The organism is Actinosynnema sp. NPDC023794, assembly GCF_040639675.1.
Taxonomy (GTDB): Bacteria; Actinomycetota; Actinomycetes; order Mycobacteriales; family Pseudonocardiaceae; genus Actinosynnema; species Actinosynnema luteola.
Genome location: NZ_JBFAFR010000049.1, coordinates 26,221 through 42,110, shown reverse-complemented (window position 1 = coordinate 42,110; position 15,890 = coordinate 26,221). Strand labels below are relative to the sequence as shown.

Here is a 15,890-nt window from a genome sequence, read left to right as displayed (position 1 = left end):
GCCAACAGCGGCGCCACCTGGACCAACGACATCAGCCACGGCGACCTGGTCCGCACCAGCGCCGACCAGACCAAGACCATCGACCCCTGCAACCTCCAGTTGCTCTACCAAGGCCGCGACCCCCGCTCCAACGGTGTGGAGTACGGCCTGCTGCCGTACCGACCGGGCGTGCTGACACTGCAACGCTGACCGGACCCGGAGCCCCCGCACCCAGTGCGGGGGCTCCGGCCGTAACGCCGCCGGAAGCGGCGGGTAAGGAGCTGTCATGTCTGTCCCCGAACGACTCCCGGGGCACCCCACGCGCAGGCGCGGCCGGTGGTCGCGGTTGGCCGCGGTGATGGCCGCGGTCGTGCTCGGCGGCGTGATGGTCGTCTTCGGCTCGGCGACCAGCTCGGCGGCGACCGTCGACACGAACGCGTGGTACGTGCTGGTCAACCGCAACAGCGGCAAGGCACTCGACGTCTACAACCTCGCCACGAACGACGGCGCCCGCATCACGCAGTGGACCCGTGGTGACGGGGCCAACCAGCAGTGGCAGTTCGTCGACTCCGGCGGTGGCTACTACCGGCTCAAGTCCAAGCACTCCGGCAAGGTGCTCGACGTCTCCAACCGCTCCACCGCCGACGGCGCGGCCATCGTGCAGTGGGCCGACAACAACGGCACCAACCAGCAGTTCCGCCTCGCCGACTCCGACGGCGGACACGTCCGCCTGATCAACCGCAACAGCAACAAGGCCGTCGAGGTCCAGAACGCCGCCACCAACGACGGCGCGAACATCGTCCAGTACAACGACTGGGGCGGCGCCAACCAGCAGTGGCAGCTGGTCCGCGTCGACGGCGGCGGCCCCACCACCACGACGACGACGCCGCAGCCGGGCGGGCAGTACACGAACCCCGTGGTGTGGCAGGACTTCGCCGACGTCGAGGTCATCCGGGTCGGGGACGCGTACTACATGACCGCGTCGACCATGCACTACTCGCCCGGTGCGCCGATCCTGCGCTCGTACGACCTGGTCAATTGGGAGTTCGCCGGTCACTCCGTGCCATCCCTGGACTTCGGCACGAAGTACGACCTGACCAACGGGCAGCGCGCCTACGTCAACGGCATCTGGGCGTCGACGCTGCAGTACCGCGCCAGCAACCGGACCTACTACTGGGCCGGGTGCATCGACTTCAACGACACCTACATCTACACCGCCGCCAGTGTCGAAGGGCCGTGGAACCGGCACGCCCAGATCGACAACTGCTACTACGACGCCGGCATGCTCATCGACGACAACGACACCATGTACGTCGCCTACGGCAACGGCACCATCAGCGTCGCCCAGCTGTCCGCCGACGGGCGCAGCCAGGTCCGCGCGCAGCAGGTCTTCCAGACGCCCTCGAACATCGGGACGCTGGAGGGCGCGAGGTTCTACAAGCGCAACGGCAGCTACTACATCTGGCTGACCCGACCCGCCAACGGCCAGTACGTGCTCAAGGCGAGCAACCCGTTCGGCCCGTACACCGTCCGGCAAGTCCTGCTCGACCTGCCGGGCCCGATCCCCGGCGGCGGCGTGCCCCACCAGGGCGGCCTGGTCCAGACCCCGAACGGGTCCTGGTACTACATGTCGTTCGTGGACGCCTACCCCGGCGGTCGCGTGCCCGCCCTCGCCCCGATCACCTGGACCGCGGACGGCTGGCCGACCCTCCAGACGGTCAACGGCCGGTGGGGCGTGAACTACCCGTCACCGCTGCCGACCCGGCCGGTCAAGCCCCTCATCGGGACCGACACCTTCACCGGCACCGCGCTGGGCCCGCAGTGGGAGTGGAACCACGATCCCGACACCACCAAGTACTCGGTGAACAACGGGCTCACGTTGCAGACGGCCACGGTCACCAACGACCTGTACGCCGCCCGCAACACCCTGACCCACCGCATCCAGGGACCGACGTCCACGGCCACGATCGAGCTGGACTACAGCACGATGCGCGACGGTGACAGGTCCGGGTTGGCGATGCTGCGCCAGTCCTCGGCCTGGATCGGCGTCAAGCGCGACAACGGCCAGACCCGCGTGTCCATGACGAACGGCCTGGCCATGGACGGCAGCTGGCGCACCACCAACACGGGCAGCGAAGCCGCGGGCGCCGCGGTCAGCGGCGGCCGGATCTGGCTGCGGATCAACGCCGACATCCAACCCGGGTCCAATCGCGTCGCCAGGTTCTCCTACAGCACCGACGGCGTGAACTTCACCCCGCTGGGGCCGGCGTTCACGCTGAACAACGCCTGGCAGTTCTTCATGGGCTACCGCTTCGGCATCTTCAACCACGCCACCCAGTCCCTCGGCGGCGCGGTGACGGTCCGGAAGTTCGACCTGACCACTCCCTGACCCCGACGAGCGGCACCCGGCCCGGCCTCACCGGCCGAGCCGGGTGGCACACAGCGGCGGCCCGCCCGGAGTACCGGACGGGCCGCCGCTGTCGTTCGCTCAGATGAAGCGCCAGAGGTGGTCGTTGGTGCCGTTGTCGTCCCAGATGACGACCTGGGCGCCGCGTGCGGTGGAGGCGCCGTTGACGCCGAGGACGCGCCCGCCGTTGCCGCACTGGATGCGGAAGTAGCCGCCGGTGCCGTAGCGCAGCCGCCACTTGTGGTCGTTGGTGCCGTTGTCGGCCCATTGGAGCACGCGGGCGCCGTTGGCGTTGGCGGCGTTCTCGACGCCGAGCACCTTGCCGCTGTTGGAGTTGCGCAGCCGGAAGTACCCGTCGGGGTCGACGACGGCGGTCCAGAGGTGGTCGGCGGTGCCGTTGTCGTCCCACTGCACGACCAGGCCGCCGTCGGCGGTCGACATGTCCTGCACGCCCAGCACCAGGCCGCTGGCGAGGTTCTGGACGCGGCGGGCGCCGACGGGCACGAACCGCCAGCGGTTGTCGGCGGTCCCGTTGTCCGGGTCCTGCACGGCCTGGGCGCCCGCCGCGGTGGAGCCGTTGAGGATGCCGAGCAGCTTGCCGCTGTTGCCGTTGCGGATCCGGTGGGTGCCGTCGCCGTTGTCGAGGACGGTCCACTTGTGGTCGGCGGAGCCGGTGTTGCTCCACTGCAGGACGCGGGCGTTGTCCGCGGTGGACATGTTCTCCACGCCGAGGACCTTGCCGCTGTTGCGGTTGCGCACCCGCACGGCGCTGCCGTCGGCGACCAGCTCCCAGTTGTGGTCGGCCGTCCCGGTGTTGTTCCACTGCACGGCGAGGCCGCCGTCGGCGGTCGACATGTCCTGCACGCCCAGCACCAGGCCGCTGGCCGCGTTGACCAGCCGGTAACCGGCGTCCGAGCCGCCACCGCCGCCGCTGGTGCTCCAGTAGACGGTGTAGTTGTGGCCGTGCGCGTCGTAGAACGGCCCGAGGTTGACGGTCGCGCCGTCGGCTCGCGCGGTGAACGCCAAGCCCGACGTGCCGGTGCGGGTGATCGACGTGGTGTCCAGGGCGGGCAGCCTGCTCAGCGCGGTGTTGCCGTAGTTGCCCGACAGCACGACCGGTCCGAAGGTGACCGCGGCGACGGCGGGGTTGTCGCTGGCGGGCTGCACCACGACCCGCATCGGCAGCCGCACGGTCACCACGTCGCCGGAAGCCCACGACCGGGTCAGGGCGGCGTAGGAGCCGGGGGTGGTGGCGATGTCCTGCGCCACGCCGTTGACGCTGACCGTCGCGCCGGTCGTCCAGGCCGGGATGCGCAGGCGCATCGTCCACGACCCGCTCACGCTGCCGGTGACGGTCAGCGTGGTGGTGTCCGACGCCGGGTAGGCCGTGGTCTGCGTGACGGTGATCCCCCGCTGCGCCCAGGTCAGCACCGACGGCGTGTACAGGTTCACCGTCAGCGTGGTGCCGTTGTGGAAGTAGATGGAGCTCGCGAGGGACGTGTTGACCTCCAGCGCGGTCCCCTGGCAGCACCAGAACGTCGTGTAGTCGGTGCTCCAGTTGCCGCCACCCCACGCGGGTCCGGTGTTGCCGCGCCGGTGGCCGGGGTTGAGGCCGGTGAAGTAGCAGATGTGGCCGTGCGGGTCGGCGGTGTTCTGCTGGCCGATGAGGTGGTTGAGCAGGGCGCGTTCGTAGAAGTCGAAGTAGGAGGCGCGGTTCGGGTCGAGCAGCCACAGCTCGCGGGTGAGCTTGAGCATGTTGTAGGTGTTGCACGCCTCGGCCGTGTCGGTGTTGAGGTAGGCGGCGATGGCGTTGGGCGCGCGGAAGTGCTCGGCCTGGCTGTTGCCGCCGATCACGTAGGTGTGCGCGCCAACCGTGATGTTCCACGCGTTGGACGCGATGTCGCGGTAGCGGGTCGTCCCCGTGGCCTTGTACTCACGGGCGGCGCCGATCCACTTCGGCACCTGCGTGTTGGCGTGCAGCCCGCTGAGCCGGTCCTGGTTGGCCGCCAACGGGTCGAACACGGCGGCGTGGTCGAACCGCTGCGCCGCGGTCAGCCACCGGCTGTCCCCCGTCTGCTGGTACAGGTCGGTCAGCACGGCGTTCATGCCGCCGAACTCGGTGCCCAGGACGCGCTGCATCTGGCTGTAGGACAGCCGACCGGTGCGCCAGTCCACCCACCCGGCGAACCGCAGCAGCACGTCGCGCGCCTGGGTGTTGCCGATGTGCCGCCACACGTCCAGCAGACCCGCCAACGTCTTGTGCAGCGAGTAGTACGACACCGACTTGGGCGAGCCCGCCTCCATCGCGTCGAAGTCCGACTCCGGGAACCCGGACAGGTAACCGGTGTTGAACCCGGCCGCCGCGTTGTTGGCCTGGCACTTGGCCAACTCGGCGACCATGTGGTTCGCCCGGTCCCGGCACGTGGTGTCGCCCAGCACCGCCCACGCCTGCGCCCACGCGCTGAGGAAGTGGCCCTGGCTGTGGGTGCGGAACGGGAAGTTCGGCGCCTCCCAGCCGCCCAGGGCCGCCGCGCCGTTGGTCGACAGCCGGTGGTTGGCGCGGAAGTTGTAGAGCAACCGGTCGACGTTAGCGAACTTCAGGTACGTCAGCGTCCGGCTCTGGTTCTCCATCCAGCGGCCGGGGCTCAGGCGCACCTCGCCGAGGTCGAACGGATGGGCGGCCACGCCGAGGTCGGACCGGACCGGCGGCACCGTCGCCGCGACCGCGGACCCCGGGGTCAGGCCGGGCACGGTCGTCGCGACGGCCGCGACGCCGACGGCTTGCAGCAGCGTGCGGCGGCTCATGGGTGACGACATGGGCTCTCCTGTGTTGGTTGGGGAAGGCCGGTGACGTCCCGCGGGGGCCGGCACGCGCGGTGGAGCGGGTGGGCCCGAGTGGCGCCGGGATGTCGCCGCACAGCGGTGCGGCCGGCAGGACCTGTCGGCGAGGGGAGATCGGGACGACGTGGCGGAACCGCGGCGACGGGAGACGACGCGACCGCGGAGGTCAGCGAGTCAGGACGTCCGGCTGCGGCAACGATCGGCGTCGTTCAAGGATGTGCGCGGTGTGCCGTGTTCGTCGCATCGGAATCCTCAACGTCGTCGTTGACGGGCGGTCGTGCCGGCGGATGCGTGACCGACTCGGGCCCGGCGGCCCGGCTGTCAGCACAGTAGCCACCGCCGGAGCCGGGCGTCAACGACGCGGCCCCGCTAAAATGTTCACGCTCACTTTTAGCGGGCCCGCGTCGCGTTCAAGTCCTCGACCCGGCCGAAGTGCTGAGCTACAGAGGTGATCTCCCCGTCTGTCGGGCCCGCTGACCGGCGAGCCGGATCAACCGCGAGCTGCTACGTGTGAGCGTGAACATCACGATCCTGGAGCCGACCGCGACCGGAGCGCCGCTCGTCAGAAGCCCCAGAGCCGCCACGTCTGGTTCAGCGGGCTCGACTGGCCGGCAGGTTTGCAGGTCCACTGGTGGACCGTCGCCCGCACGGCGGCGGAGACCCCGTTGACGTCGACGCACTTGCCGCTGTGCCGCGCCACGAGCTGGTAGTCGTGGGGGTCGTTGCCGGAGTAGGTGACCTTCCGCAGCGCGAACTGCTGGTTCTGCGCCCCCGGTGCGCAGGTCCACTGCTGCACGGCGGCGCCGTCGGCCGAGGACGAGCCGTTCACGGCGAGGCACTTGCCGGTCTGCTGGTTGACGACGGTGTAGGTGTTGGCGACGTCGGCCACCGGCCGGAAGTCCCACGACTGCTGGTCACCGCCCTCGCAGGGGAACTGCTGCTGCCGGTTGCCGTCGGCGGTGCCCAGGTCCGCGTTGTCCAGGCACTGCTGCGAGTGCTGGGCGACGGCCACGGTCGGGACTCCCCTGACCGACGGCGGTAGGAGCGTGATGGTGAAGGTGTCGTCGACAGCGGTGTGCGGCAGGTTCACCGTGGCACCGTTGCCGGACAGCGTCACCACGGAGTTCTGGACGGTGATCGGCCCCTGGACCGCGCCGCCGCCGTTGTGCGGGATGCGCTGGACGACCGCCCGCACCTGGTTGTTCTGCACGATGCCGCTGGTGGTGTCCAGGCGCCGGAGCTGGACCGCGACGTTGCCCGTGGTGCCGCCACCGCCGACCAGGATCTTCGCCACGCCGTCGGTCTTCGTGGCGAACGCGTCGTAGGCCGGGCTGGGCGTGACGGACACGACCTGCCCGGTCTGGGAGCCGTAGAAGCGGTAGACCCACCACTCGCCCTTGGGCAGGTGCTGTCCGGCCGAGTTGCGGACGAGCAGGTTGCCGAGGTCGTTGTGCAGGTTCCCGGCGCTCGCCCAGTTGGCGCGCAGGCCGTCGGCTCCGGCCCGCTCCAGGCGTGCGATGTACCAGGCGCCGTCACCGGGGTTCTGCTCGTTGCTCGCGCCGTACTCGTTGATCTGGTACGGGCGCGGGTGCGGGATGCCGCGCGAGTCCAGCGAGCTGTTCGCCGCCGCCACGTTGGCCACCGGGTCGCTGGGCAGCGAGTGCCAGCTGAAGATGTCGGGGACGACGTTGTTGGCCCGGACGAAGTCGAGGTACTGGGTCCAGTACCCACCCGACGTGGACGGGACGCCCGCGAGGCTGGGGCCGACGATCAGCTGCTCGGGGAACGCGGCGCGGACGCGTTGGTAGGTGCGCCGCCACAGTTCGAAGTACTGGGACTGGGGACGGTTCCAGAACAGGTTGAGGTTGGGCTCGTTCCACAGGTCCCACTGGACCGGCACGCCCGTGGCCCGCACGTCGGCGATCAGGCGGGTGAGGAAGTTGTCGTAGTCGGTCCAGTTGCCGTTGTCGCCCGGGAAGCGCGAGATCGGGTAGCCGTCCGCGCCCCACAGGTCGTGCGGCAGCAGGATGAACTCGCCACCCAGCGACCGGGTGCGCAGCAGCTGGGCACGGGTGGCGTTCCACCGGCGGTCGTACTTGCCCGCCACCCAGCCGCCGGGCCCGTCGAGCTGGGCGCCACCGGCGCGCATGTAGCGGAACTTCACGTCGCGGAAGAAGTGGTCCGCCGGTCCCGACGCGTTCTCGGTCATGCCGTAGATCCACCCGGAGGCCCGGTAGGTCGGCGAACCGCCGGCGACGGAGAAGTCGACGGAGATGGACTCGTCCCCGGCCATGGCCGCCGGACCGGGTGCGACGAGGGATGTGACGACGGAGGCGGCGATCACGAGGACGGCGGTGACGCCGCGACCTCGCCGCCTTGCGAGTGTGGTGGCCACGCTTGACTCCTTTGTCAGGGGATGGACACGGAGAGAAGTCGAACCGGTTCGACTAGTCCTGCACCGTACGCGTCAGCTCTCATGCGCGACAAGGGTCGAACCGGTTCGGTTGAGGCTTCGACTGTGGCCGAAGTCGAGCCGCCAGGAGGGAGGACTACCGCCGCGGTTCGGCCGGTCGGGCTTCGGCGTCCGCGGCGAGCAGCAGGTACGCGCTCGCGGTCCACGTGTAGGCGCGGTCGCGCAGGCCGTGCCCGGTGAGCGCGTCGAAGTTCTCGGCGAAGCCGCTCTTCTCGCACACCGCGCGGAACCGGGCGCTGACCTGGTCGGCGAGTTCCACGGCACCTCCTCGGCGCAGGCCGTCCTCGATGAGGACCGTCGACGGGGCCCACACCGGGCCGCGCCAGTAGCCGTCGGCCTCGTACCAGGGCGAGTCCGGCAGTTCGGTGGCCAGCCCCACCGGGGTCAGGTGCCGCGCCACGCCCTCGGTGAGCTTCGCGTGCACGTCGGGGGGCAAGTCGGCGCCCAGGACGACGGGCATGAGGTCGAGCAGGCTCGCGGTGGTGCGCGACGTGCCGCCGACCGCGCGGCTGGTGAACGCCGTGCCGTCCCACAACCGCGTCAGCATCGCGCTCAGCATCGTGTCCGCTTCCCGCGCCCAGCGCACCGCGGCGGCCGGGTCGCCGACCTCCCCCGCCAGCCTGGCCAGCTCGCGCATCTGCACCACGAGGAACGCCGCCAGGTCGGCGGACTGCACGAGCCGCCGGTCGCCGAAGACGGTGGAGTTGTCCCAGCCGCTGTCGTTGCCGTGCTCGTAGTGCGGGAACGGCTCGCCCGGCGCCCGGCGGTGGTCGAGCCAGAACGTCGTCCACGCCTCCAGCTGCCGGTACAGGCGCGGCAGTTCGGCGGTCGGGATGCCGTCGGGCAGCTTCGACCGCAACCTGCCCACCGCCCACCCGTGGATCGGCGGCTTGACGAAGTTGTGCAGCACCTCGGCGTGCGTCACCGAGTCGGGCAGCGCGCCTTCCTCGGTCTGGTGGTCGAACACCACCTGGAACTGGTCCCACCCCAGGTCGGGAACCCCGGGCGCGAGCGCGAGGGCGTTGAAGCAGTGGTCCCAGCTCCAGACCTTGTCCATCCAGTTCTTCGACATCAGCACCGCCGGCCTGCCGAGGAAGCCGGACGGGCTCACGGTGGCCGACCACAGCACGTAGCACGCCAGTTCGGCGGCGGGGGCGCGGTCGCCGCGCCACGGCGCGACCTGGTCGGCGAACCGCTCGAACGACCGCCGTGAGGCCGCCACCACGTCGGCGAAGGTCGCGTCGGTGGAGAACCGCTCGCGGGCGGTCGTGATCTCCTCCACCACCAGTTCCCACCCGCCGCCGTCCCCGCCGACGACGACCGCCCGCTCCGCCGTGCCGAGCTCCGCGCCGCCGTGCACGTCCTCGTGCCCCGCCAACACGGTCACCCGGTAGCGGTGGCCGGTCTCGTAGGAGGTGAAGACGTACGACGAGGTGACGGGGTCGCGGAAGAAGTAGGTCCCGGTGAAGGGCGTCAAGGTGGCGTCCGCCGCGGCGAGGCGCAGGCCGAGGCCGTTGCCCGACACCCTCATCGCGGACGGCGACTCGAACGCCGCCGCGACCTCGCCGCGACCCGCGGTCCAGGTGAGCACGACCGGGTTCGCCGTGACCTCGGCGGTCACGCGGGCGTCGGCCAGCACGGGTGTCAGGGACAGCACCGCGTGCATCCCGTTGCGGTGGGACACGAGGTGCACGTCCTCGGCGTAGTCGGCGAGCCCCACGACCGCGGACAGGTCGAACCACGCGCCAGGATGGCTGAACGGGATCTCCCGCACCGAGAAGTCGTCCACGAAGGTCCCTTCGGTCAGTCCTTGACCGCGCCCGAGGTGATGCCGGCGGCGACGAAGCGCTGGGCCAGCACGAGCAGCGCGGTGGCGGGCACGGAGGCGACCACGGCGGTCGCCATGATCGCGTTCCACTCCTGGTTGTTGTTGCCGATGTAGCGGTAGATCCCGAGCGTCAGCGGTTGCATCGATCCCCCGCCGTCCAACGTCGCGGCGAACACGAAGTCCGACCACGCCCACAGGAACGCGAACAACGCGGCGGTGACCACCCCGTTGCGACTGGCGGGCAGCACCACGGACCAGAACACGCGCCACGCGCCCGCGCCGTCGATCCGAGCCGCCTGCACCACCTCGTCGGGCACGGAGGCCATGAACGAGGTCAGGATCAGCACGGCGAACGGCACGGCGATGGTGGAGTCGGCGAAGACCAGGCCCCACAGGGTGTTGGTGACGCCTAGCTGCACGTAGATGCCGTAGAGCCCCAACGCCATGATGGTGCCGGGGATCATCTGGGCGACCAGCAGCACGAAGGTGAGCGGTGCCCGCCCGCGCGGGCGCAGCTTCGCCAGCGAGTACGCCGCGGGCGCGGCCAGCGCCAGCGTGAGCGCCGCGGTCCCGAGCGCGACCAGCAGGCTCGTCCCGAAGTAGGGCAGCTGCTCGTCCAGCACCCGGGCGTACCCGTCGAACGTCGGGTTGCCCGGGAAGAGGTCCGGCGGTGACTTGCGCATCTCCCCCGGCGGGGTCAGGGAGACGTTGACCATCCAGTAGACCGGGAAGAGCATCACGGCGGTGAGCAGCAGGCCCACCGCGGTCCGCCACCAGGACCGGGTCATGACGCGTCCTGGTGGCGCTGGACGCGCGCGTACGCCAAGCCCGCGACCACGGCGAGCAGGATCAGCAGGTTGCCCACCGCCGCGCTGGGCCCGAAGCGCGGCAGCATGCTGCCGAACCCGAGCTCGTAGGACCAGGTGGCCAGGGTGGTGGACGACCCGCTCGGGCCGCCGCGCGTCATGATCCAGATGATGTCGAACACCTTCAGCGTGTAGACCAGGCCGAGCAGGAGCGTCACGGCGGAGACCGGCCGCAGCATCGGGAACGTGACGTGCCGGAACGTCTGCCAGGAGCCCGCGCCGTCCAGCGCGGACGCCTCGTGCACCTCGACCGGGATGTTCTGCAACCCGCTGTGGAGCACGACGAGGTTGAACGGGATGCCGATCCAGACGTTGGCGACGATCACCGCCGCCAGCGACCAGTCCGGCGAGGTCAGCCAGTGCACGCCGTCGACGCCGAACCAGGACAGGGCCGCGTTCACCACACCGGCTTCGCTGTCGAACATCCACGCCCACGTCGACGCCGACACGATCAGCGGCAGCAGCCACGGCACCAGGAACAGCGCCCGCAGCGTCGCCGACAGCCGGAAGTGGCGGGTGAAGAACACCGCCAGCGCCAACCCGGCGGCGTACTGGAACACCAGCGACGTCACCGTGAAGAGGACCGTGTTGAGCAGCGCGGTGCGGAAGACCGGATCGGCGAACACGTCCGCGTAGTTGGCCAGACCGATCACCTGCGCGCCGCCGTGCACGAACGTGCGGACGGTGTAGTCGCGGACGCTCAGGTCGAGGGTCGTCAGCAACGGGTAGCCGTAGCACAGCAGCAGGTAGGCTACGAGCGGGACGAGGAACGCCCAGCCGACGAGGTTGCGGCGGACCACGGCGCTACTTCGCCGACGCCGCGGCGCTCTGGGCGTCCTTGAGCGCGTCCGCGGCCGGCTTCGACCCGGTCAGCACCGCCTGCACCGCGGTCCACAGCGGCTGCGAGATCCGCGGGTAGCGGGTGCCGAGGCCGTCTCCGGTGCGCCCCTTCGCGGCCTGCACGGCGTCGACCCACACCTGGAGCTCCGGCCGGGCGGCGACCTGCTGCTCCCGCACCGATCCGATGGCGGAGACGTAGGTCAGCGCGGTGTCGGTGGCCAGCACGGTGGCCGGGCTGACCAGGCAGTCGGCGATCTTCGCCGCGGTCGCCTCGCGGTCCGCGGAGCCCTGCACGGGCACCGTGACGAACTCGCCGCCCGTCGGCGCGGGCGCGACGCCGCCGTCCCGGGACGGGATCGGGATGACGCCGTACTCGAAGCCCAGCTTCGCGGCGTTGCCGAGCTGCCAGGTGCCGTTCTCGGCGAACGCGTACTCACCGGTGGCGAACTCCTGCCAACTCGTGGTCTGCGTGTTGCCGACGACCGAGTTCGGCGCGTACCGCTGGTCCAACCAGGACTTCCACAGCTCCACCGCCGCCACGGCCTGCGTCGAGGACAGGTCCGTCAGCTGCGCGCCCGCGCCCCAGAACCACGGCAGGAACTGGAAGGAGCCCTCCTCGGTGCCGATGGCGGAGAACGTGATGCCCTTCTTGCCCGCACCCACGACCTTGGCCAGCGCCGCGTCCAGCGACGCCCAGTCCGTGAGCGACGCCGGGTCGACGCCGACCTGCGCCAGCACCGCCTTGTTGTAGTACAGCGCCAGGGTGTTCGCCCCGATGGGCACCCCGTAGGTCTTCCCGCCCGCCTCCCCCGCGGCCACCAGGTTGGGCGATGCCTTGGACGCGTCCAGGCCGGTGTCCTGGTTCGCCTTCAGCACGCCGCCCTCGGCGAGCGTGGAGACCACCGGGTTGTCGACGACCAGCACGTTCGGCGCGGTGCCCTGCTGCGCGGCGAGGAGCACCTTGTTGGTCAGGTCGGAGGTGTCGTACGCCTGGCGCTCGACCTCCACGCCGGCCTCCGCGCCGCACTTCTCGATCACCTGCACCCACTCCGAGCTCCCGTCGAACTGCGGGTACGGGTCCCACACCGCGAAGGGGCCGGCGCCGCTGCCGGTGTTCGGGCTGGACGAGCACGCGGTCAGGGCCAGTCCCGCGGCGACCAGGGCGATGGCGGCGCGTCGGCTGGGCGAAGTGCGCTTCATGGGGTCGGTCCCTTCCTGGCGGCAACGCTGACACCTCGTCGAACCGGTTCGACCTTGGGAGGCTGCGCCAACGTATAGGCGGCAAGGAGCGCACGCAAGACCCCCATGGCATATCATCGAACGCCTGTCGAACCGGTTGGACGGAGAGCGCATGAACATCGGTGAGATCGCCAGGCGTGCGGGCGTTTCGCGCAGCACGGTGTCCTACGCGCTCAGCGGGAAGCGGCCTGTGTCGGCGGCGACCGCGCAGCGCATCAACGGCGTGATCGCCGAGCTGGGCTACCGGCCCAACGCCAGCGCGCGGGCGTTGGCCGAAGGTCGGACCCGGACGTTGGGCCTGGTGATACCGCCCGCGAGCAGGCGGCTGACCGACGTGCAGCTGGGGTTCGTCGCGAGCGTCGTCGAGGTGGCGGCCTCGCACGACCTCGACGTGCTGCTGTCGCCCAGCGGCGGCGACCACGACCGGTCGTTCGAGCGCATCGTCACCGGCCGCCGGGTGGACGGCGTGATCCTGATGGAGATCCTCCTCGACGACCCGCGCGTGGCGCGCCTGGAGCAGGAGGCGCTGCCGTTCGTGACCATCGGGCACGTCGAGCACCCGGGCGCGTCGTGGTGGGTCGACGTCGACTACGCGGAGCTGATCAGGCGCTGCGTGCACCACCTCGCCGATCTCGGGCACCGGGACGTCGTGCTGATCAACCGGTCCGACGAGCTGGTGGCCGCCGGCTACGGCCCGGCGCTGCGCTCGTCGGCCGGTTTCCTCGCCGCCGCCGAGGAACGCGGGCTGACCGCGCACACGGTCTGCTGCGCCGACGAGCCGGCCGCGGGCTCGGCGTGCTTCGAGGACATCCGCCGGCGGTGGCCGGAGGTGACGGCGGCGGTGACGATCAACGAGGCGGCGCTCCCCGGTCTCCAACGGGCCCTGCGCCGCGCGGACCTGGACGTGCCGGGCGACTTCTCGATCACCGGCGTCATCGCCGGCCGCCTGGCGGAGGCCTTCCACCCACCGCTGACCGCCGCCGACGTGCCCGCGGGCGACATGGCTCGGCTCGCCGTGGGCCTGCTGGTGGAGCAGATCGCGGACCCCGCCGCGACACCGCGCAACGCGCTGCTCCAACCGGCCATCGCGTTGCGGTCGAGCACGGGCGCACGCCACCGCTGAGCACCCCCGCCGCGCCCGACGACGCGGTCGGCCGGCTCGACCGGACGACGGCGCACCCCGGGGCGGACCGCTTCGGCGGGTCCACCCCGGGTCGGCCGTCACCGCACCCCGTTCACCCGCCGGTGGAGAAGGCGGCGTCGAAGGAGGCCGACGGCGCGTCGAACGCGTTGCGGCGCACGAACTCCAGGGCTTCCGGCGCACCGACCAGGCGATCCATCCCGGCGTCCTCCCACTCGACGCTGATCGGGCCGTCGTAGCCGATGGTGTTGAGCATCCGGAACGACCGCTCCCACGGCACGTCGCCGCGCCCGGTGGAGACGAAGTCCCAGCCGCGCCGCGGGTCGGCCCACGGCAGGTGCGAGCCGAGCCGACCGTTGCGCCCGTCGCCGACCTGACGCCGGGCGTCCTTGCAGTCGACGTGGTAGATCCGGTCGCGGAAGTCCCACAGGAAGCTCACCGGGTCGAGGTCCTGCCACACGAAGTGCGACGGGTCCCAGTTCAGGCCGAACGCGGGCCGGCGCCCGATCGCCTCCAGCGTGCGCACCGTCGTCCAGTAGTCGTAGGCGATCTCGGACGGGTGCACCTCGTGCGCGAACCGGACGCCCACCTCGTCGAACACGTCCAGGATGGGGTTCCAGCGGTCGGCGAAGTCCTGGTAGCCCGCGTCGATCATCGACGGCGGCACGGGCGGGAACATCGCGACGGTCTTCCAGATCGATGAGCCGGTGAAGCCGACGACGGTCGACGCGCCGAGCTTCGCGGCGGCCCTCGCGGTCGCCTTCATCTCCTCGGCCGCGCGTTGCCGCACGCCCTCGGGGTCGCCGTCACCCCAGATGCGGGGCGACAGGATGCCCTTGTGGCGCTCGTCGATCGGGTCGTCGCACACCGCCTGACCGGTGAGGTGGTTGGAGATCGTCCACACCTTGAGGCCGTGCTCGGCCAGGATCGCCAGCCGGTCGGCGACGTAGTCGTCGTCCTCCGCCGCGCGCCACGGGTCGAGGTGGTCGCCCCAGCAGGCGATCTCCAGGCCGTCGTAGCCCCACCCGGCGGCCAGCCGGGCGACCTCCTCGAACGGCAGGTCGGCCCACTGGCCGGTGAACAACGTGATCGGACGCGCCATCTCTCGTTCTCCTCTCACACGTCCCGCCAGGTGCGGGACGCCGCGCTCGCCTCGACGGCGGCCAGGACGCGCTGCAGCTGGAGCCCGTCGGCGAACGACGGGGCGGGATCGGTCCCGGCGGCCACGGCGCGGACGAAGTCGACGGCCTGGTGGGTGAACGCGTGCTCGTAGCCCAAGCCGTGGCCGGCGGGCCACCAAGCGTCGACGTAGGGGTGTTGAGGCTCGGTGACGACGATGCGGCGGAAGCCCGCGGTGGCGGCGTCCTCCGTGCCGTCGAAGAAGTGCAGGACGTTCATGTCCTCGAAGTCGAACGCCAGGCTGCCGGCGGAGCCGTTGATCTCGATGCGGATGGCGTTCTTGCGGCCGTTGGCGAAGCGGGTGGCCTCGAACGAGCCGAGCGCGCCGCCGGTGAACCGGGCCAGGAACAGCGCGGCGTCGTCCACGGTGACCGGCCCGGTCCCGGCCGACGAGGCGGTGCCCGACAGGCCGGAGTGCTCCGCCGCCAAGGGACGTTCGGACACGAACGTCTCCAGCGTCCCGGACACCTCCCGGATGGTGTCGCCGAGGATGAACTGGGTGGCGTCGACGATGTGCGCGCCGATGTCGCCCAGTGCGCCGGAGCCGGCCTTGTCCTTCTGCAGCCGCCACGACAGCGGCGCGGCCGGGTCGACGATCCAGTCCTGGAGGTACTGGGCGCGCACGTGGTGCACACGTCCCAGCCGCCCTTGTGCCACGAGGTCGCGGGCGAGGGAGAGCGCGGGCACGCGCCGGTAGGTGAACCCGACCATGGCGCGCACGCCCGCCTCGGCGGCACGGGCCGCCGCACCCGCCATCGCCTCGGCTTCGGCGACGGTGTTGGCGAGCGGCTTCTCGCACAGCACGTGCTTGCCCGCCTCCAGTGCGGCGACGGCGATCTCGGCGTGCGTGTCGCCGGGCGTGCAGATGTCCACCACCTGCACGTCGTCCCGGTCCAGCACGGCCCGCCAGTCGGTCGCGGCCTCCGCCCAGCCCAACCGGGCGGCGGCGGTCTCGGCGCGGGCCCGGTCCCGGCCGCACACCACGGCCATGACCGGGCGCAGCGGCAGGTCGAAGAAGCGGGGCGCGACGCGCCACGCCTGGGAGTGCGCGGCTCCCATGAAGGCGTGGCCGATCATCGCGATACCCAACGTCGCTG

General features: G+C 71.1%; 11 protein-coding genes. 3 read left to right on the top strand and 8 right to left on the bottom strand.

Annotated features, from left to right (window positions below; genetic code table 11):
- Both AB0H12_RS42710 and AB0H12_RS42705 read left to right on the top strand, forming a co-directional pair.
- Positions 1-189, top strand: a 189-nt coding sequence (locus AB0H12_RS42710; protein WP_499631704.1) for a non-reducing end alpha-L-arabinofuranosidase family hydrolase, incomplete at its 5' end; no start/stop codon positions are given.
- A 76-nt stretch (positions 190-265) separates the two neighbouring features.
- On the top strand, positions 266-2,368 hold the full coding sequence (locus AB0H12_RS42705; RefSeq protein WP_499631702.1) for a family 43 glycosylhydrolase: 2,103 nt from the start codon (positions 266-268) through the stop codon (positions 2,366-2,368).
- Between the two features lie 99 nt (positions 2,369-2,467).
- Here AB0H12_RS42705 and AB0H12_RS42700 read toward each other — a convergent pair whose 3' ends face one another.
- The 6 genes from AB0H12_RS42700 to AB0H12_RS42675 form a co-directional block, all read right to left on the bottom strand.
- Complete coding sequence (locus AB0H12_RS42700; RefSeq protein WP_499631700.1) at positions 2,468-5,203, bottom strand: beta-L-arabinofuranosidase domain-containing protein; 2,736 nt, start codon at positions 5,201-5,203, stop codon at positions 2,468-2,470.
- 586 nt (positions 5,204-5,789) lie between these two features.
- Positions 5,790-7,622, bottom strand: coding sequence for an RICIN domain-containing protein (locus AB0H12_RS42695; RefSeq protein WP_499631697.1), 1,833 nt, complete (start codon positions 7,620-7,622; stop codon positions 5,790-5,792).
- A gap of 154 nt (positions 7,623-7,776) precedes the next feature.
- Complete coding sequence (locus tag AB0H12_RS42690) at positions 7,777-9,489, bottom strand: amylo-alpha-1,6-glucosidase (protein WP_499631695.1); 1,713 nt, start codon at positions 9,487-9,489, stop codon at positions 7,777-7,779.
- Positions 9,490-9,503: 14 nt separating this feature from the next.
- Entirely contained in the window at positions 9,504-10,316 is an 813-nt protein-coding gene (locus tag AB0H12_RS42685) for a carbohydrate ABC transporter permease (protein ID WP_499631692.1), read from the bottom strand.
- Entirely contained in the window at positions 10,313-11,194 is an 882-nt protein-coding gene (locus tag AB0H12_RS42680; protein WP_499631689.1) for a carbohydrate ABC transporter permease, read from the bottom strand. Before AB0H12_RS42680 ends, AB0H12_RS42685 begins: the two co-directional genes overlap by 4 nt.
- Before the next feature lie 4 nt (positions 11,195-11,198).
- Positions 11,199-12,434 carry a sugar ABC transporter substrate-binding protein gene (locus AB0H12_RS42675; protein WP_499631686.1) on the bottom strand — a complete coding sequence of 412 codons (1,236 nt, stop codon included), beginning with the start codon at positions 12,432-12,434 and terminating at the stop codon, positions 11,199-11,201.
- A 151-nt stretch (positions 12,435-12,585) separates the two neighbouring features.
- On the opposite strand from AB0H12_RS42675, the gene AB0H12_RS42670 reads away from it, so the two are divergent.
- Positions 12,586-13,596, top strand: coding sequence for a LacI family DNA-binding transcriptional regulator (locus AB0H12_RS42670; RefSeq protein ID WP_499631683.1), 1,011 nt, complete (start codon positions 12,586-12,588; stop codon positions 13,594-13,596).
- Between the two features lie 112 nt (positions 13,597-13,708).
- Here AB0H12_RS42670 and AB0H12_RS42665 read toward each other — a convergent pair whose 3' ends face one another.
- Positions 13,709-14,716 (bottom strand): sugar phosphate isomerase/epimerase family protein, encoded by a 1,008-nt coding sequence (locus AB0H12_RS42665; protein WP_499631680.1) that lies wholly within the window; start codon positions 14,714-14,716, stop codon positions 13,709-13,711.
- A gap of 14 nt (positions 14,717-14,730) precedes the next feature.
- On the bottom strand, positions 14,731-15,870 hold the full coding sequence (locus AB0H12_RS42660; RefSeq protein WP_499631707.1) for a Gfo/Idh/MocA family protein: 1,140 nt from the start codon (positions 15,868-15,870) through the stop codon (positions 14,731-14,733).
- Positions 15,871-15,890: the final 20 nt, after the last annotated feature.

Coding starts and splice junctions, on each gene's coding strand:
- AB0H12_RS42705 (WP_499631702.1), top strand. CDS start 266: ATGTCTGTCCCCGAACGACTCCCGGGGCACCCCACGCGCAGGCGCGGC.
- AB0H12_RS42700 (WP_499631700.1), bottom strand. CDS start 5,203: ATGTCGTCACCCATGAGCCGCCGCACGCTGCTGCAAGCCGTCGGCGTC.
- AB0H12_RS42685 (WP_499631692.1), bottom strand. CDS start 10,316: ATGACCCGGTCCTGGTGGCGGACCGCGGTGGGCCTGCTGCTCACCGCC.
- AB0H12_RS42675 (WP_499631686.1), bottom strand. CDS start 12,434: ATGAAGCGCACTTCGCCCAGCCGACGCGCCGCCATCGCCCTGGTCGCC.
- AB0H12_RS42670 (WP_499631683.1), top strand. CDS start 12,586: ATGAACATCGGTGAGATCGCCAGGCGTGCGGGCGTTTCGCGCAGCACG.
- AB0H12_RS42665 (WP_499631680.1), bottom strand. CDS start 14,716: ATGGCGCGTCCGATCACGTTGTTCACCGGCCAGTGGGCCGACCTGCCG.
- AB0H12_RS42660 (WP_499631707.1), bottom strand. CDS start 15,870: ATGATCGGCCACGCCTTCATGGGAGCCGCGCACTCCCAGGCGTGGCGC.